At 71.3% G+C, this 17142-nt stretch carries 15 protein-coding genes and 1 tRNA gene; 6 read left to right on the forward strand and 10 right to left on the reverse strand.

All coding sequences use genetic code 11. From position 1 onward, the window contains the following. Window positions 1–10: 10 nt before the first annotated feature. Window positions 11–1201, forward strand: coding sequence for an MFS transporter (locus ACZZ9K_RS06985; RefSeq protein WP_463443668.1), 1191 nt, complete (start codon window positions 11–13; stop codon window positions 1199–1201). 66 nt (window positions 1202–1267) lie between these two features. Here the strand turns inward: ACZZ9K_RS06985 and ACZZ9K_RS06990 are convergent. The 4 genes from ACZZ9K_RS06990 to ACZZ9K_RS07005 form a co-directional block, all read right to left on the reverse strand. Continuing rightward, window positions 1268–1357: transfer RNA gene (locus tag ACZZ9K_RS06990), tRNA-Ser, on the reverse strand. Between the two features lie 510 nt (window positions 1358–1867). Then, window positions 1868–3154 carry an LCP family protein gene (locus ACZZ9K_RS06995; protein ID WP_463443669.1) on the reverse strand — a complete coding sequence of 429 codons (1287 nt, stop codon included), beginning with the start codon at window positions 3152–3154 and terminating at the stop codon, window positions 1868–1870. A 201-nt stretch (window positions 3155–3355) separates the two neighbouring features. Beyond that, the gene (locus ACZZ9K_RS07000; protein ID WP_138804076.1) at window positions 3356–4036 is read right to left on the reverse strand and encodes a GntR family transcriptional regulator; all 681 of its coding nucleotides are present in this window, start codon (window positions 4034–4036) and stop codon (window positions 3356–3358) included. A gap of 166 nt (window positions 4037–4202) precedes the next feature. After that, window positions 4203–5657, reverse strand: coding sequence for an MFS transporter (locus ACZZ9K_RS07005; protein WP_371836744.1), 1455 nt, complete (start codon window positions 5655–5657; stop codon window positions 4203–4205). Between the two features lie 210 nt (window positions 5658–5867). Between ACZZ9K_RS07005 and ACZZ9K_RS07010 the strand changes: the two genes are divergently transcribed. Further along, the gene (locus tag ACZZ9K_RS07010) at window positions 5868–7253 is read left to right on the forward strand and encodes a MoxR family ATPase (RefSeq protein ID WP_027466108.1); all 1386 of its coding nucleotides are present in this window, start codon (window positions 5868–5870) and stop codon (window positions 7251–7253) included. After that, window positions 7246–9264, forward strand: coding sequence for a vWA domain-containing protein (locus tag ACZZ9K_RS07015; protein ID WP_463443670.1), 2019 nt, complete (start codon window positions 7246–7248; stop codon window positions 9262–9264). The genes ACZZ9K_RS07010 and ACZZ9K_RS07015 overlap by 8 nt, the downstream gene beginning before the upstream one ends. 70 nt (window positions 9265–9334) lie before the next feature. Here ACZZ9K_RS07015 and ACZZ9K_RS07020 read toward each other — a convergent pair whose 3' ends face one another. The 3 genes from ACZZ9K_RS07020 to ACZZ9K_RS07030 are packed head-to-tail and all read right to left on the reverse strand — an operon-like array spanning window position 9335 to window position 11397. Further along, window positions 9335–10093, reverse strand: a complete 759-nt coding sequence (locus ACZZ9K_RS07020) for an SCO1664 family protein (RefSeq protein WP_463443671.1) — start codon at window positions 10091–10093, stop codon at window positions 9335–9337. Further along, complete coding sequence (locus ACZZ9K_RS07025; RefSeq protein ID WP_027466105.1) at window positions 10090–10617, reverse strand: DUF3090 domain-containing protein; 528 nt, start codon at window positions 10615–10617, stop codon at window positions 10090–10092. The genes ACZZ9K_RS07020 and ACZZ9K_RS07025 overlap by 4 nt, the downstream gene beginning before the upstream one ends. 33 nt (window positions 10618–10650) lie before the next feature. Next, window positions 10651–11397, reverse strand: coding sequence for an MSMEG_4193 family putative phosphomutase (locus ACZZ9K_RS07030; RefSeq protein WP_463443672.1), 747 nt, complete (start codon window positions 11395–11397; stop codon window positions 10651–10653). Between the two features lie 68 nt (window positions 11398–11465). On the opposite strand from ACZZ9K_RS07030, the gene ACZZ9K_RS07035 reads away from it, so the two are divergent. From ACZZ9K_RS07035 to ACZZ9K_RS07045, 3 genes are all read left to right on the forward strand, one after another. Continuing rightward, complete coding sequence (locus ACZZ9K_RS07035) at window positions 11466–12683, forward strand: MFS transporter (RefSeq protein ID WP_463443673.1); 1218 nt, start codon at window positions 11466–11468, stop codon at window positions 12681–12683. A gap of 10 nt (window positions 12684–12693) precedes the next feature. Further along, window positions 12694–13848: an AI-2E family transporter gene (locus ACZZ9K_RS07040; RefSeq protein WP_463443674.1), complete on the forward strand. Its 1155-nt coding sequence runs from the start codon at window positions 12694–12696 to the stop codon at window positions 13846–13848. A gap of 89 nt (window positions 13849–13937) precedes the next feature. Continuing rightward, window positions 13938–14366 (forward strand): BLUF domain-containing protein, encoded by a 429-nt coding sequence (locus tag ACZZ9K_RS07045; protein ID WP_138804070.1) that lies wholly within the window; start codon window positions 13938–13940, stop codon window positions 14364–14366. 43 nt (window positions 14367–14409) lie between these two features. On the opposite strand, the gene ACZZ9K_RS07050 is transcribed toward ACZZ9K_RS07045, so the two are convergent. The 3 genes from ACZZ9K_RS07050 to ACZZ9K_RS07060 form a co-directional block, all read right to left on the reverse strand. Further along, complete coding sequence (locus ACZZ9K_RS07050; protein ID WP_463443675.1) at window positions 14410–15018, reverse strand: ScbR family autoregulator-binding transcription factor; 609 nt, start codon at window positions 15016–15018, stop codon at window positions 14410–14412. Window positions 15019–15149: 131 nt separating this feature from the next. Further along, a complete protein-coding gene (locus tag ACZZ9K_RS07055; RefSeq protein WP_051596847.1) occupies window positions 15150–15620 on the reverse strand; it encodes a BLUF domain-containing protein in 471 nt (156 codons plus the stop codon). Window positions 15621–15751: 131 nt separating this feature from the next. Continuing rightward, the gene (locus tag ACZZ9K_RS07060) at window positions 15752–17125 is read right to left on the reverse strand and encodes an ABC transporter substrate-binding protein (RefSeq protein WP_463443676.1); all 1374 of its coding nucleotides are present in this window, start codon (window positions 17123–17125) and stop codon (window positions 15752–15754) included. Between the last annotated feature and the right edge of the window lie 17 nt (window positions 17126–17142).

Consider the following 17142-nt stretch of genomic DNA (forward strand, 5'->3'; position numbering starts at 1 on the left):
AAGGACATCCATGCCCGCGGGACTCATCGCCCTCGCACTCGGCGGATTCGGCATCGGCCTGACCGAGTTCGTCATCACCGGGCTGCTGCCCGAGGTGGCAGCCGACTACGGCGTCACCGAGACCACCGCCGGCTGGCTCGTCACCGGGTACGCCCTGGCGGTCATCGTCGGGGCCCTCGGGCTCACCGCCGCGACCACCCGACTCCCCCGCAAGCCCGTCCTGCTCGGGCTGCTCGTGCTGTTCATCGTCGGCAACACCCTGTCCGCGATCGCCCCGACCTACGGCGTGATGATGACCGGCCGTGTCATCGCCGCCCTGTGCCACGGAGCGTTCTTCGGCATCGGCTCGGTCGTCGCCGCGAACATGGTCGAGCGGTCCAAGCGCGCGTCGGCCGTCGCCCTGATGTTCACCGGGCTCACCGCGTCGAACGTGCTCGGCGTGCCGTTCGGCACCTTCCTCGGCCAGGCCGCCGGCTGGCGTGCGACGTTCTGGGCGATCGCGGCCATCGGTGTCGTCGCCCTGGTCGGCGTGCTCGTCCTCGTCCCCGCGGTCCGCTCCACCGAGGTCCCGTCGCTCGCCCGCGAACTCAGCGCCTTCCGGTCCGGGCAGGTCTGGCTGTCGCTCGGCATGACCGTGCTCGGCTACGGCGGGATGTTCGGCGCCTTCACCTACATCGCGTACACGTTGACCTCGGTGTCCGGGTTCCCGTCGTCGGCGGTGCCGTGGCTGCTCATCGTGTTCGGGATCGGGCTGTTCGTCGGCAACTTCGCCGGCGGCAAGCTCGCGGCCCGCTCGATCGACCGCACGTTGCTCGTGGTGCTCGTCGTGCTGACCGTGGTGCTCGCGGCGTTCGCCCTCGTCGCGACCTCGCCGGTGCTCACCGTGATCGCCCTCGTGCTGATGGGGGCGTTCGGGTTCGCGACCGTCCCGGCCCTGCAGACGCGGGTCATGCAGTACGCCGACCACGCGCCGACCCTGGCGAGCGGGGCGAACATTGCCGCGTTCAACCTCGGCAACGCGCTCGGGGCCTGGATCGGCGGCCTGACCATCGCCGCCGGGCTCGGCTACACGTCGCCGATCTGGGCGGGGTCGGGGATCACCCTGGCGGCCGTGGTGCTGACGCTCGTGGCCATGGGCGCGGTGCGTCAGGGGCGTGCGGGAGCGCGGACCACGACGACGGGGAGCATCGCGACGGTGTGACGCGAGCGCTTCGGGCGCCAGGAACGACGAAAGCCCGGTCCGATCGGACCGGGCTTTCGTGGAGTGCGGAGACGGAGGGATTTGAACCCTCGGTCCCCTCAAAGGGGACTCCACCTTAGCAGGGTGGTGCACTCGGCCGGACTATGCGACGTCTCCAAGCACTCTCGCGAGCGCTGCGACCACCATACAGGAGGACCGCGCCACTCTCGACCCGACGCACGCCCGCGCGTGGCACGACCCGTCGCACTCGGTCCCCCGAAGTGGGGACACGTGGGGGTTGTCGGGGCGTACCCCACTGCATAGCATCATCGGGACGCGGCAATCACGTTCCGGGGCTCGTCCCCGTCGTCGCGACACAGCACCCGACGTCGTTCCCCGTGCGGGCCCGGCGCGCCCGATCGCGTGGCGCCCGGCGGGGAGCGACTCCCCTGGGGGCGCGGCCCACCACCGCGCCCCCGTTTCTGCGTTCGAGGCGGGTGCACTGCTGAGGTCCCGGCGCACGCACGCACAGCAACGGTCGGGCCCTCGAAAGCGACACTGCGCCGCCGAGCTCGGCGGTCACTGGCGCCAGGGCGACAGAGTGCCGCGGGTGTTCGGCGGCAGTCTGTCGCTTTCGCGAAACGGGGCGAGGGACCAGGCGCAGCCACCCGCGCCCGCGCCCGCGCCTCAGTACCCGAACGCCTTGGAGCAGGTCTGCTGGTCGGCGGACTGCCCCTCGAGCCCGTCGATCGTCTCGGGCGTCGCCGAGGGGGTGCGCGGCGCGGCGGACGACGGCGTCGCGGGGGCCGCGGGGGTCGCGGGCGCCGGCGCAGCCGCTGGCGACGAGGGTGCCGCGTTCGGCTGCGTCGGACTCGGCTGCGTCGGACTCGTCTCGGACCCGATCCCCGTGCTGTCCGCCCCGAGGGAGAACGACTGGTCGGCCTTGATCTTCGCGAACAGCCGGTCGGCCAGGTACGTCGTCGGCTCGACCTTGCCCTCGTAGACACCGGTGCCGCCCGTGGTGCCCGGGTACTGCACGAAGTTCACCTGCGCCAGCGGCAGGTCCCGCAGCGCCAGGCCCATCTGCACCATCGTCCCGATGTCGTTCAGGCTCTGGGACAGCTGCATGTTCGACGCCGCCGCCCGGGCCAGCTTGTACAGGCGGGCCGGCGAACCGAGGGTGTCGTTCGACTTCACGGTGCGAAGCAGCGACGACAGGAACACCTGCTGGCTCGAGATCCGGCCGAGGTCCGACCCGTCGCCGACCCCGTGCCGGGTGCGCAGGAACGCCAGGGCCTCGTCACCCTGCAGGGTCGAGGTGCCGGCGGGCAGGTTCAACCCGGTGTACGAGTCGGTGATCGGCTGGGCGACGCAGACCGGCACACCGCCGATCGCGTTCGACATCTCGATGACGCCCTTGAACGACACCGCGGCCGAGTACTGGATGTCGAGTCCGGTCAGCCCGGCGACCGTCTGCGTGACGCAGTTCAGGCCCCCCTCGCCGAACGAGGTGTTGATCGGCTGCGCCGCCATCGCCGGGGCCGTGCCCGTGCCGTCGGTCTTCGTGCAGGCCGGGATCGGCGTGACGAGGTCGCGCGGGATGCTCACCGCGGTCGCGTTGGTGTGGTCGGCGGAGACGTGCAGCAGGATGTTGACGTCGTTGAGGGTCGCGTCACGCTCCCCGAACGCCGCGCTCTGGTCGGGGTCGTTGTCGGTGCCGACGACGAGCATGTTGAACCCGCCCGTGAAGGCGCTGAGCGGCTTCGCACCGCCCTGCGCCTGCGGTGCGGGCTGGCCCTGGATCTCCACGCCGTCACCGAGGTCGTCCGTGACCTGCTTCGCCGCGATCGCCGTCACCGAGACCGAGCTGACCAGGGCCACTGCGACGACGGCGGACACCGTCTTGGCAGCGGTCGCGAGGGGGCTCGAGCGCCGCAGACGTCCGTGCCGTGCGATCCCGGGTGCTCGGTTCAAGCGGTGGGATCGATCGCGGACGTCGTTCACGGGCACTCCTGTCGTCGGTGGACACGCCGGGGACGGCAACCGGTCAAGGCTGCCACGACGTTGCCTGACGATCCAGTGCGAGGGGCGCCGGCACCGCTCACTGCGCGGCGGCGGGACCTGCGGACCACGGCGGCGGACGCGGACCTGAGCGGATCCGCAGCCGCCGCCGGTTCAGGCCGACACGACCACCCGGAAGCGGTCCGGCAGCGCGATCAGGGCCGCCGACAGGTCGAGGAGTGCCGCGGCGCAGTCGTCGAGGGCGTCTCGCTCCGCGGCGTCCGCGGCCCGCTCGACGATCTCGACCCGTCGTCGCCGGTCGACCACCGCATCGATCCCGTTCGCCAGGGCGACGTCGTCGGTGAAGAACATGTCGAGCACGATGCGCTGCGACAGCAACCAGTCACCGCTGACCGACGACCCGCGGCGTCGCAGGTACCAGGCCCCGAGTTCGACGAAGGCGCCGGCTTCGGTCCAGCACTCCCGCAGCCACGCCTTGTCGAACCGGTCGTGGTACCCGACGGAGTTCGACGGCGGATCGACGAGCAGGGCCTGGGCGATCCGCAGTCGCTCGATCATCTGGTCGACCGACCACTGCGCGATCACGACACCGACGTACCGCTGCACACTGGCCAGCTGCAGGGACTCGAGGGTCACGAGGGCTTCGCGCACCGGTGTGCGCGACACCCGCATGTCCGATGCGAGGGTGTCGAGCCGCAGCCGCTGCCCACGGCGGTACTCCCCCCGCAGGACGTTGTCGAGCAGTCGCAGGAACACCGCGTCGCGCAGCAGGCTGCGGCGCAGGCCGTGGGGATCGAGGCCGTCGGCCCCGGCTCGGGCGGGAGTGTGCTCCATCACCCCAGGCTCACGCACGGGCGGCACCCCCGAGGCGAGGGCGGTCGCTGCCGTGGATCGTGGTCGCCGGTGTCGTGCTGTGGAGGAGTGCCATGCACGCACAGTGACAGCGCTGCGACGGCGGCGCTAAACACTCTGAATACAGAATGTCAGACCGCCGCCGGGCTCACCTCCGGTCGGACTTCGCGTCCCCGGTGAGCACCGAGAGTGGTTGGGTGACGTCCTCGAGCCCCTTCCGCGCGGCGTCGACCCCGAAGATCAGGGCCACCACGCCGCCGCCGATCATCACCGCGGATCCGAGCAAGTACCCCCAGAACAGCGGCTCCCGCGACGACCCGTCACCGATGAAGGCGCCGTAGATGGCCGGCGCGACCGCACCGAAGATCTGCGCCAGGGCGAAGAAGTACGAGATGGCCTGCGACCGCAGCTCGAGCGGGAAGATCTCGCTGACGGTCAGGTAGGCGCTCGACGCACCGGCCGAGGCGAAGAAGAACGAGACGCACCAGAACGCGACCTGCACCGTCGCCGAGATCGCGTCGGCCCGGAACAGGAACGCCGACGTGGCGAGCACGAGGCCGGACACCAGGTACGTCAGGAAGATCATCTGGCGACGACCCCAGGTGTCGAAGAAGCGCCCCAGGATGATCGGGCCGAGCAGGTTGCCGATCGCGAACGGGAAGAAGTAGACCGCCGTCTCCGCCGTCTTCAGGCCGAAGAAGTTCGTCAGGACCAGGGCGTAGGTGAAGAAGATCGCGTTGTACAGGAACGCCTGCGTGATCATCATCGTCGCGCCGACGAGCGTGCGGGTCGGGTACTGCTTCAGCAGCACGCGCGCGATGGCGAGGAACCCGACGCGGTCGGTCGGCGTGACGGTCATCGCCTTCGACTGGTCGACCTCCGGCAGGGGCTTGCCGGTCGCCTTCTCCACCGACTCCTCGATGCGGGAGACGGTGGCCTCGGCCTCTTCCTCGCGACCGTGCGTCATCAGCCACCGCGGACTCTCCGGGATGTGCCGTCGCAGGAAGATGATCGCGATGCCGAGCACCGGGCCGAGGAAGAACCCGATGCGCCAGCCGATGTTCTCGGCGAAGTAGGACGTGTCGAGCAGGTAGATGTTCGCGAACGCGCCGAGTGCCGCACCGCCCCAGTACGTGCCGTTGATGGCGATGTCGACGTGCCCGCGGTACTTCGCCGGGATGAGCTCGTCGATCGCCGAGTTGATCGCCGCGTACTCACCGCCGATGCCCAACCCCGCGACGAACCGGAAGGCCGCCAGGAACCAGAAGTCCTGGGCCAGGCCCGCGATGCCCGAACCGACCAGGTAGATCGCGAGCGTCAAGATAAACAGCTTGCGGCGCCCCAACCGGTCGGACATGCGCCCGAACACCAGGGCACCGACGACCTGGCCGACCAGGTAGATCGTTCCGAGGGACGTCACCTGCTGCGTGGACAGGTTCAGGTCCGCCTGGAAGCCCGCGTTCGACACGATCTGGATCTCGAGACCGTCGAGGATCCAGGACACGCCGAGTCCGACGACGACGCTCCAGTGGAACCGGGTCCACGGCAAGCGGTCCATCCTGGCGGGCACCAGGCTCTTGATGGTTGCGTTCGCGCTGCTCACGAGATGGGACCGTACGCCGAGATCGCCGATGTGGTTCAGATGCGGAACGAGCAACCGGGGGCGGAGCCGGATCCCCCTACTTCGAATCCGGCTCCGTCGCCGGGATCTCAATGATCGCAAGTGCGATGGAAACCCACAAGCGGACGGTCGGGAGGCCCGTGGCGGGCCCCGCCACGGGCCTCCCGTCCGACAAGGCGTAACGTCCAGAACGTGACCCGACCTGACATCCGCACGGTCGGCGAGCTCCGCACCTCTGGTCACGTCCAGAAGACGGTCCGCGCCGAGATCCGCGACAACCTGCTCACCGCCCTGCGCCAGGGCACCGATCCGTGGCCCGGCCTGCACGGCTTCGAGACCACCGTCATCCCCCAGCTCGAACGCGCCCTGATCGCCGGCCACGACGTCGTCCTGCTCGGCGAGCGCGGCCAGGGCAAGACCCGGCTGCTCCGCACCCTGCAGGGCCTGCTCGACGAGTGGACACCGGTCATCACCGGCTCCGAGCTCGGCGAGCACCCGTACGAACCGATCACCACCGCGAGCATCCGGCGTGCCGACGACCTCGGCGACGCCCTGCCGATCAGCTGGCGGCACCGCGACGACCGCTACGTCGAGAAGCTCGCGACACCGGACACGAGCGTCGCCGACCTGATCGGCGACGTCGACCCGATGAAGGTCGCCGAGGGCCGCAGCCTGGGCGACCCGGAGACCATCCACTTCGGGCTCGTCCCCCGCGGGCACCGTGGCATCGTCGCGATCAACGAGCTGCCCGACCTGGCCGAACGCATCCAGGTCGCGATGCTCAACGTGATGGAGGAGCGCGACGTCCAGATCCGCGGCTACGTGCTGCGTCTGCCGCTCGACGTGCTCGTCGTGGCGAGTGCGAACCCCGAGGACTACACGAACCGCGGCCGGATCATCACGCCGCTGAAGGACCGCTTCGGCGCCGAGATCCGCACGCACTACCCGATCGAGCTCGACGACGAGATCGCCGTCATCCGGCAGGAGGCCCAGCTGACGGCCGAGGTCCCCGACGCCCTGATCGAGATCCTCGCCCGGTTCACCCGGGCACTGCGTGGTTCCAGCGCCGTCGACCAGCGCAGCGGTGTGAGCGCCCGGTTCGCGATCGCCGGTGCCGAGACGGTGTCCGCCGCCGCGGTGCACCGCGCGGCACGCCAGGGCGAGGACGAGGCGGTCGCGCGGCCGATCGACCTCGAGACCGCGGTGGACGTCCTCGGCGGCAAGATCGAGTTCGAGAACGGCGAAGAGGACCGGGCCGACGAGGTCCTCGAGCACCTGCTCCGCACCGCGACCGCCGAGACCGTGCGCTCCCGGTTCAAAGGCCTCGACTTCGCGGTGCTCGTGGACGCGCTCGACGGCGGCACGATGGTGACCACGGGCGAGCAGGTCAGCGCCCGGGCGTTCCTCGAAGGCCTGCCGTCGATCGGCGAGTCCGACCTGTACGACCAGGTGTGCGACCGGATGGGTGCCACGAACGACGGCGAACGCGCCGGCGCGATCGAGCTCGCCCTCGAGGGCCTGTTCCTGGCCCGGCGCATCAGCAAGGAGTCCGGCGGGGGCGAAGCCGTCTATGGCTAGGCAGAACCGGCGCCTGACGCGCGACACCCGGTACGGCCGGTACACCGACGGACCCGACCCGCTCGCCGCCCCGGTCGACCTGGCCGAGGCGCTCGACGCCATCGGGCAGGACGTGATGGGCGGCACGTCGCCCGAGCGCGCGATGCGGGAGTTCCTGCGACGCGGCGGCCGGACGCAGCGCGGCCTCGACGACCTGGCCCGACGGGTGGCCGAGCGCCGCCGTGAGCTGACGAGCAAGAACAACCTCGACGGCACCCTGCAGCAGGTGCGCGAGCTCCTGGACCAGGCGCTGCTCGCCGAGCGCGGGGAGCTCGCCCGCAACGTCGACCTCGACGACGGCGACCGGGCCCTGGCCGAACTGCAGCTCGACAGCCTGTCGCCCTCCCCCGCCGCCGCGGTGCAGGAACTCGGCGACTACGACTGGACGAGCCCGACCGCGCGCCAGAAGTACGACGAGATCAAGGACCTGCTCGGCCGCGAGGTGCTCGACCAGCGCTTCGCCGGCATGAAGCAGGCGCTCGAGGGTGCCACCGACCAGGACCGGGCCGCGGTCAGCGCGATGATGCAGGACCTCAACGCGCTGCTCGAGGCACATGCCCGCGGCGAGGACACCCGGCAGCAGTTCGACGACTTCATGGACCAGCACGGCGAGTACTTCCCGTCGAACCCGGCGAACGTCGACGAGCTGCTCGACGACCTGGCAGCCCGCGCGGCCGCGGCGCAGCGCATGCGGAACTCGATGACCCAGGAGCAGCGGGACGAACTCGACGCCCTCGCCCAGCAGGCCTTCGGCTCCCCCGACCTGATGGGGCAGTTGTCCCAGCTCGACGACACCCTGCGCGCGCTGCGTCCCGGCGAGGACTGGGGCGGATCCGAGCGCATGGAGGGCGAACAGGGCCTCGGGCTGGGCGACGGCACCGGGGTGTTCCAGGACATCGCGGACCTCGACGCCCTCGCCGACCAGCTCGCCCAGTCCGGGCCGGGCTCGGAGCTCGACGACCTGGACCTCGACGCGCTGTCCCGGCAGCTCGGCGACGAGGCGGCGGTCGACGCGAAGACCCTGCAGCGCCTCGAGCAGGCGCTCCGGAACTCCGGGGCGATGCGCCGCGGTGCCGATGGGCAGCTCCGGCTCACCCCGAAGGCGATGCGGCAGCTCGGCAAGAGCCTGCTCAAGGACGTCGCCCAGCGGATGTCCGGTCGGCAGGGCGCGCGGGACCTCCGTCGCTCGGGCGCCGCGGGCGAACCCTCGGGGGCGTCGCGGCAGTGGGCGTTCGGCGACACCGAGCCGTGGGACATCCCCCGCACGATCACGAACGCCGTGGTGCGGACGGCGGCCAGCGGTCGACAGGGTGCGGGCGTGCGCCTGAGCATCGAGGACGTCGAGGTGCAGGAGACCGAGGCGCGCACCCAGGCCTGCGTCGCGCTGCTCGTCGACACGTCGTTCTCGATGGCGATGGAGGACCGCTGGGTGCCGATGAAGCGCACCGCCCTCGCGCTGCACACCCTGGTGTCGACCCGGTTCCGCGGCGACGACCTGCAGCTCATCGCCTTCGGTCGCGAGGCCGAGGTGATGGACGTCGAACAGCTCGTCGGTCTCGACGCGATGTGGGACAAGGGCACGAACCTGCACCACGCCCTGCTGCTCGCCAACCGGCACTTCCGCAAGCACCCCACGGCCCAACCGGTGCTCCTCATCGTCACCGACGGTGAGCCGACGTCGCACCTCGAGCCGAACGGGCAGGTCTGGTTCGACTACCCGCCCGACCCGGTGACGATCGCGCTGACCGTGCGGGAGCTCGAGAACGCCGGACGCCTCGGCGCCCAGACGACGTTCTTCCGGCTCGGCGAGGACCCGGGGCTCGCCCGGTTCATCGACGCGATGGCGAAGCGGGTGGACGGCAGCGTCGTGGCACCGGAGAACGACGACCTCGGGGTCGCCGTGGTCGGCTCGTACCTCGGCTCGCGTCGCGGGGCCGGTGGCGCGCTCTTCCGCGACGACTGGGGGCTCTGAAGCCCACACGAAACGGACTGGAGGCCCGTGGCGAGACCGCCACGGGCCTCCAGTCCGTTGTCGGGTGCGTCTAGAACAGTGGCCAGGGCACGGCGGGGCCGTGACCGGGCGGCGGCGGGAAGATCCCGACGGCGCGCAGAGCCGCGCAGCGCGCCCGGAGCGTGTCGATCTCCTCGTCCGTCAGGTGCTCGGCGAGCTCGTCGCCGAGACCACCGCGCAGGGCTTCGGACACGCGGTCGAGGCCCTCGAGCTCGTCCGGACCGAGGGGCTCCCCGATCCAGCCCCACAGGACCGTCCGGAGCTTGTGCTCGATGTGGAAGGTGAGCCCGTGGTCGACGCCGAAGCGGTGGCCGTCGGGCATCGCCAGCACGTGCCCGCCCTTGCGGTCGGCGTTGTTCACGACGACGTCGAAGACGGCCATCCGGCGCAGGGCCTCGGAGTCCTCGTGCACGAGCGTGACGGGCTGGTCGTGTTCGTCGATGGCCTCGAGCACGGGCAGCCAGGGCGAATCCGCTGCCTCGGCGAGCTCCGGCGTCACCAGGTCGACGGCGTCCTGCTCGGGGTCGACGTCCTGCCAGCGCTGCACCATGCCGGGCCCGAACGGACCGTCACCCATCCACGTGGGCGGCACGACCCCCCAGCCGAACGCCTCGGAGACCAGGTGCGCGGCGATCTCGCGGCCGGCGAGCGTGCCGTCCGGGAAGTCCCACAGCGGGCGCTCGCCCTCGATGGGCTTGTAGACGACGGTCGCACCGTCGAGTTCGGCGAGGAAGGTGGCGTTGGACGCCTCGCGGATGCGCGCCCGGACGGAGAGCGAGCCGTCGCTCATGCGTCGCCGGGCGGACGACCGGCGGCGACGACCTCGCGCGTGCGCTCGACGAAGGCCCGGGCGGTGCCGACCGGGATCTTCACCTGGAACAGCTCGGCGGGCTCGGGGATCTCGACGACGGCCTCGATCTCGATGCCGTCCTCGCTCTCCTCGGACACGATCTCGACCTCGTCGTCGATCGGGTACGCCTCGATGACGACCTGCGCGGTGGCCGGGTCGAAGCCCAGGCTCAGGGCTCCGGCGCGGAACTCGGCCTCGACGGGCTGGTCGAGCGGCTCCGGGTCGCGGAGCTCGGCAGGCACCGACGGCGGCACGCTGAAGCGGTTGTCGTCGACGGTCGCGACCTCGTCGAGGAGCTCGTCGATCTTGTCGGCGAGCACGGCGGTCTGCTCCTTCTCGAGCGCGACGCTGGTGACGCGCCGACCGGAGCGGGCCTGGATGTAGAAGGCGCGCTCACCCGGACGGCCGATGGTGCCGACGACGAGGCGGTCCGGCCAGTCGAAGCCGTGGACGATGGTGGGCATACCCGCATTGTAGGAGCGCTCGGCTCCGGCCGTTCAGGGTCGGGCAGGACCCTCGGGCGCGTCGGGTGCCGGGTTGCCCGCGCCGCCGCCAACCGCGGCGTCCCCGCTGGGTGCCGGGGCGGTGCGCAGCCAGGACAGGTCACCGGACTCGGTGTTCGTCGCGACGACCTCGGGGCGGTGCTCGCCGTAGCGCACGACGGACACCGAGGCCGGGCCGACGCCGATGCGCTGGAACAGGTCCAGGTGCATGCCGAACGCGTCGGCGAGGACGCTCTTGATGATGTCGCCGTGGCTCACCGCGACCCAGACGGCTCCGGGTCCGTGCTCCGCCTCGACCTCGGCGTCGATGCGACGAACGGCCGCGACTGCGCGGGACTGCATCGTCTGCATGGACTCACCACCGGGGAACACGACGGCGCTCGGGTTCGCCTGCACCGTGCGCCAGAGAGGCTCCTTCGCCAGGTCGGCGAGCTTCCGGCCCTGCCACTGCCCGTAGTCGGCCTCGGTGATGGCCCGCTCGATCAGCGAGGCGGGTGCACCGGTCTGCCGGTCCGTCTGCCCGTCCGTCTGCCGGTCCAGGATCGCGCGGGCGGTCTGCCGGCAGCGCTCGAGCGGACTCGACACCACGGCGACGACGGGCACCGCGGCGATGCGCTCCGCGGTCCGCTCGGCCTGGGTGCGGCCGACGGCGTCGAGTCGCACGCCGGCGGTGCGTCCGGCGAGGACGCCGGTGGCGTTCGCGGTGGTGCGTCCGTGACGGACGAGGAGGACGGTCGCCATGCGCCCGATCCTAGGCGCGGGACGCGGTCGCCCTTGACGGGCCGCCCGGGGACCGATCAGATGGGGGCATGGCCGGGCGGCATCGACTCGCACTCTTCGCCACGTCGACGGTGACCGGGTTCGGGATCGCGACGTGGATCACCCGGACGCCCGCGATCCGCGACGAGCTCGGTGCCTCGATCGAGGCGATGGGCCTCGTCCTGCTCGGGCTGTCGATCGGGTCGATGATCGGGATCCTCGGAGCCGGAGCCCTGGTGCGACGCCTCGGCAACCGCCCGCTCATCCTGCTCGGGGGCGCGCTGCCCGTCGTCGGCATGGTGCTCGTCGCGCTGCTCGCCCCGGCACAGGTCGCCGCCGGGGTCTGGGTCGGGCTGTTCCTGATCGGCTTCGGGGCGGGAGTCGCCGAGATCGGGCTGAACGTCGAGGCCGCCGCGGTCGAACGGCAGATCGGGCGACCGGTCGTGCCGGTGCTGCACGCCTGCTTCAGCCTCGGCAGCGTGGTCGGCGGGGTCGTCGGCATCGCCATGACGGCGGCGGGGACCCCGGTCCGGGTGCACCTGCTCGTCGGCGCCGCGGTGATGGCCGCGCTGGCGGTGTTCGCGGCGCTGAACCTGCGGCCGGTGCCCCGTGAGGCACCGACCGATGCACCGGCCGATGCCCGCGGCCCCCGTCGGGGAGCCCGCCGCTCCGTCCTCACCGTGCAGCTCGCCATGATCGCCGTGATCACCCTCGCGATGGCCTTCGCCGAAGGTGCCGCGAGCGACTGGCTCCCGCTGCTGATGACCACCGACCACGACGCCCCAGAGTCGGTCGGGTCCCTCGTGTTCACCGGGTTCGCCCTCGCCATGCTCATCGGTCGCGCGGCCGGCACACCGCTCGTCGCCCGGTTCGGTCGCGCCCCGGTCGTCCGGGTCTGTGCCGCGGTCGGTGCGGTGGGGGTCCTGCTCGTCGTGCTGTCACCGAGTCCGGTGGTCACCGCGGCCGCCGCCGGCGTCTGGGGGCTCGGCATCGCCCTCGGGTTCCCGCTGTCGATCTCCGCCGCGGGCGACCACCCCACCGACGGCGACCGCCGGGTGTCGGTGGTGGCCACTGCCGGGTACATCGCGTTCCTGGTGGGGCCGCCGCTGCTCGGCTTCGTCGGGGAGCACCTCGGCCTGCAGACGGCGATGCTCGTGCCCCTGGTCCTGCTGGTCGCGGCGTTCGTGGTCGCCCCGGCGACGCGGGGACGGGACACCGGGCGGACGATCGAGCCGGCGGAACCGGCGCGTCGGCCGTCCGGTCGGTAGCGTCTCGGGCATGCCGTTCTTCCGCGACGCTCCGCGCCCGATCACCCCAGCCGCTCCGTCCAGGGTCCAGGCCGCGTGGTCCGACTCCGCCGGGCACCTCGCGACCCGGTGCCTGCAGCTCATCATCGTCGTGGTGGTCGTCGCCGGCGTCGTCTGGGCGAGCAACATCCTGAGCGTCGTCACGATCCCCGTGCTCCTCGCGCTCATCATCGCGTCGGCCATGCACCCCGTGGTGTCGTGGCTCCGCAAGCACCGGGTGCCGTCGGTGGTGGCCACCCTCGCGGTGCTGATCGGCGTCCTCGCGATCCTGGGGCTGATCGGCTGGCTCATCGTCGTCGCCGTCGAGAACCAGTGGGCGCAGCTGCAGAAGTCAGCAGTCGACGGGTTCCAGCAACTGCAGGAGTTCGCGAAGAACCTGCCGTTCTCGATCTCGGACAAGCAGATCGACGACGCGGTCGCGTCGGCGTCCGACTTCGTCACGAGCGCCCAGTTCGGATCCGGTGCACTCGCCGGCGCCTCGGCCACCGCGAACTTCCTGACCGGGCTCGTCCTGATGATCGTCGTGCTGTTCTTCTTCCTGAAGGACGGCCCGAGCATCTGGGAGTTCCTGCTCCGCCCCTTCACCGGCGAGCGCTACGCCCGAGCTCGTCGCGTCGGCGACCGGGTCGTCTCGACCCTCGGCGGGTACGTCCGCGGCACGGCCACGGTCGCGGCGGTCGACGCGATCGGCATCGGAGTCGGCATCGCCATCGTCGGCGTCCCGCTCGCCCTGCCGCTGGCCGTCATCGTCTTCATCACCGCGTTCATCCCGATCGTCGGTGCCACCGCCGCCGGCGTCCTCGCCGCCCTGGTCGCGCTCGTGGCCCTCGGCCCGGTGCAGGCGCTCATCGTGATCGGCATCGTGGTGCTGGTGAACCAGCTCGAGGGCAACCTGCTGCAGCCCGTCTTGATGGGGCGCACCCTCAAGCTGCACGGCCTCGTCATCCTGATCGGGCTGACCGCCGGCACCGTCCTCGCCGGCATCACCGGCGCGATCATCTCGGTGCCGCTGATCGCCGCGGCCTGGGGCGCGATCCTGGTGTGGGACGGCCCGAACACCCCGGCCCGTCCGTGGCGGAAGAAGCGCAACGAGGACGTCACCGCGCACGAGCTGCCGCAGGGCTGACCCGCGGAGGCGATCCGCGGCGCCGATCCGCGGGGCGCGTTGCGGACATCCGCTTCGCGCAGCGGCCGTCCACCCAGCAGGATGGAGGAGTGCTCGTCTCCATCGTCTACATGAGCCGTGCCGTCGTCCCCTTCGACGACCAGGCCATGGCGGTGCTGCTCGCGGAGTCCCGGCTGCGCAACGAAGCGCTCGGGGTCTCCGGGCTCCTGCTCGCCAAGGGCGGTCGGTTCATGCAGCTGCTCGAGGGTCCGGCGTGGAGCGTGCAGGACCGGTACGACGTGATCGCGAAGGACCCGCGCCACGGTGAGGTCAAGTCACTCGTGCGCGAGGACATCGAGCGACGACGCTTCGACGGCTGGTCGATGGCCTACCGCGCGCTCGACGACTCGGACCTCCGCTCCGAGGAGGGCTTCAGTCCCTTCCTGTCCGGCACGATGGACTTCCCGCGCTCGTTCGACCGGACCAGTGCGGCCTGGCTGCTGAAGTGGTTCCGCGACCGCGAGCTGCACGACCTCTGACCCGCCGGCAGCGACGCACTCCGCCCGCGCCGTACCCAGCGGTTCAGTCGATGCCGAACGCGTCCTCGACGACGGCGAGCAGCCGGTCGCGGTGCTTCGGGTCCGCCGTCGCCGCGATCACCACCCGCCACATCGTCGCCACCGCCGGCATCAGGTCGGTGCGCCGCGTCCGGACGTCGGACACGAGCTGCACGCCGGTGAAGTAGGGCACCACCGTAGAGCCGAGCTGCTCCGCGGTCAGGTCCGTCCGGAGTTCCCCGCTCGCGATCGCCAACCGGAACACGTCGACGATCCCGCCGATCCACTGCTCGTAGAAGCTACGCGTCGCGGTCTGGAACTCGCCGCGCTCCAGCGACAGCCGGATGCCCGCCCGCACGATCGGGTCGGTCCGGAGCAGGTCGGCGATGCCGTGCGACGCCCCGATCAGGGCGGCGACCGGCGAGCTGTCGGTGTGGCTGACGACGTCGAAGGTGCGGGCGTTCTGCTCGCCGATGACACCGAGCGCCAGGGCGAGCTTCGTCGGGAAGTGGAAGTGCAGCGTGCCCTGCGAGACGCCCGCCGTGCGGGCGACGCCCGCGATGGTCGCGCCGGCGAAGCCGACGCGGTCGAACTCCTCCGCCGCGGCCACCAGGATCTGCTCACGTCGTTCCACGTGACCAGTCTGTCGGTCTGGAGGCCCGGGGCGGGCCCGCACCGTGCCTCTCCCCACCGGCACGGCCGGTCCGCCGCTGGCGCGTCGGCCCGGAACCGGCGGCGTGGGCCCAGACCGAGGGGTGGTGCGTCTCAGGCCGCGTGCCGGCCGAGCGTGATGCGCTCCTCGGGCAGGTCCTGCAGGTCGCGCCCACGGAACCAGCGGAGCAGCCAGTCGGCGGGCGTGCCCGCCACCCCGGTCGGCAGACCGGTGCGGTCGCTGAGGAAGGTGCTGAACCCGGGCTCGTCACGGAGCTCGTCCCCGGTCGGGCTGCCGAACGCCATCGCCCAGCCGTCGAACCGACGCGTGCTGATGGACTCACGCGACAGCGACTTCACTCCGGTGTGCCGCGGGTCGCGCTCGATCGCGGCGAAGCGGTCCTCGACGCTCCAGACCGGACCCTCGAGCACCTGCATGAAGCGGCCGCCCTTGGCGAGCAGGAGCCCGGAGACGCCGAGCGCGTGGTTGCGGAGCCGCGCCTCGCGCAGCATGGCGACCAGCTGGTCGTCGGTCAGGTCGTCGACGGCGACGGACATGTAGACGAGGGAGGTGAGCGAAGTCATCCCCTGCAGTCTGGATCGTGGTCAGTGGCACGGTCAACGCGTCGTCCGCACACCGCACCGGACGGTGCGGCATGCGGACGACGGGCGGGGTGTCGGGTGTCGGATATCGGGTCTCGGGTGTCGGGTTTCGATCAGGTGAGGGCGAGCAGGTTGTTGACCTGTTCGTTGACCCCGGTCAGCGTCGAGATCGGCTTGCCGTTCGCGTAGACGTCGTCGAAGGCGGGCTGCAGCAGGGCCTGCACGTCGGCGGGGTTCTTCGTGACCGGGAACAGGAACGTGGTGTCCTCCTCGACCTGCCGGGTGAACGCCGAGACGTCGAGCCCGCGCTTCCGGAACGAGGCCACTGCGGCCTCGGTGCCCGCGGGACGAGCGGGGAACACGATCCCGCTCTCACCGACGATCCGCTGCGCCTCGTCGCTGCCCAGGAACGCCACCCACTTCGCGGCGGCCTCGGGGTCCTTCGCCTGCTTCGTGATCGAGTCGCCGAGCCCGTTGAACATCGACGCACGGTGACCCGACGGGCCGATCGGGGTCGGGGCGACCGCGACGTCGAGGTCCTCCATGCCGAGGTACGAGCCGATCATCCACGAGCCGTTGAAGGACAGCGCGCACTTGCCGGCGCCGAGCTGGACCTCGGGCCCGGTCGTGGTCGAGAACACCCCGTACTTCGCCATGTAGCCCTTCTCGGCCAGCCGGTAGTACCAGGCGAGGGTGTCCTGCACGACCCGCTCGTCGTAGCGGAACCGGTCGCCCCACGGGTTCTCGTTCGTGTAGAACCAGTCGACCGACCCGGTGAACGGCGACCACTGGGTCTGCCCGAAGCCGTCGCCGCCCGAGCCGTTCGACGAGATGCCGTAGACGGCGACGTCGTCCTTGTCGAAGCCGTCCTCGTCCCCGCGTCGGCCCTTCGAGTCCACCGTCAGCCGCGCGAGCATCCGCTCGAACGTGCCGCCGTCGTCCGGGTTCCACGCGAGCGACCCGAGTTCCTCGGCGGAGACCCCGGCCTTCGCCATCGCCTTCCTGTCGTAGAACATCGCGACGGTGTCCCAGTCCTTCGGGGAGCCGTAGCGGTGGCCGTCCTGGCCCTTCCACAGTTCGGCGAGCCCGGACTGGTAGTCGTCGTCACGGATGCCCTTCGTGGCGTCGAGTTCGTCGAGCCCGTAGAGCACGTCGAGGTCGGCGTACTGCGGGAACTTCGTCAGGTGGTCGGTGAAGACGTCGGGCGCGGTGCCGGCGATGAAGCCCGCGGTGAGCTTGGTCCAGTAGTCGTTCCACCCGAGCTGGGTGATCTTCACGGTGATGTCCGGGTTCGCGCGGTGGAACGCGTCGGCGACGGCCTGGTACGCGGGCTGCTGGTTGGCGTCCCAGAGCCAGTAGCTCACGGTGCGCGCACCCGACCGGTTCGTCGTGCGGCGACCGGGCGACGAGCAGGCGGCGAGCGCGCCGAGGGCCAGGGCGGAGGCGCCGCCGGCGAAGAGCGTGCGGCGGGTCAGTTGGTTCGTCATGGTGTTCGTCCTGTCCG

It is taken from the genome of Curtobacterium sp. AC268, assembly GCF_979258745.1.

Bases quoted from the DNA above. Each gene is read 5' to 3' on its own strand.
- ACZZ9K_RS07020 (WP_463443671.1), bottom strand. From the start codon at position 10,093: ATGAGCGACGGCTCGCTCTCCGTCCGGGCGCGCATCCGCGAGGCGTCC.
- ACZZ9K_RS07040 (WP_463443674.1), top strand. From the start codon at position 12,694: ATGCCGTTCTTCCGCGACGCTCCGCGCCCGATCACCCCAGCCGCTCCG.
- ACZZ9K_RS06985 (WP_463443668.1), top strand. From the start codon at position 11: ATGCCCGCGGGACTCATCGCCCTCGCACTCGGCGGATTCGGCATCGGC.
- ACZZ9K_RS07030 (WP_463443672.1), bottom strand. From the start codon at position 11,397: ATGGCGACCGTCCTCCTCGTCCGTCACGGACGCACCACCGCGAACGCC.
- ACZZ9K_RS07035 (WP_463443673.1), top strand. From the start codon at position 11,466: ATGGCCGGGCGGCATCGACTCGCACTCTTCGCCACGTCGACGGTGACC.
- ACZZ9K_RS07060 (WP_463443676.1), bottom strand. From the start codon at position 17,125: ATGACGAACCAACTGACCCGCCGCACGCTCTTCGCCGGCGGCGCCTCC.
- ACZZ9K_RS07000 (WP_138804076.1), bottom strand. From the start codon at position 4,036: ATGGAGCACACTCCCGCCCGAGCCGGGGCCGACGGCCTCGATCCCCAC.
- ACZZ9K_RS07025 (WP_027466105.1), bottom strand. From the start codon at position 10,617: ATGCCCACCATCGTCCACGGCTTCGACTGGCCGGACCGCCTCGTCGTC.
- ACZZ9K_RS07055 (WP_051596847.1), bottom strand. From the start codon at position 15,620: ATGACTTCGCTCACCTCCCTCGTCTACATGTCCGTCGCCGTCGACGAC.
- ACZZ9K_RS07015 (WP_463443670.1), top strand. From the start codon at position 7,246: ATGGCTAGGCAGAACCGGCGCCTGACGCGCGACACCCGGTACGGCCGG.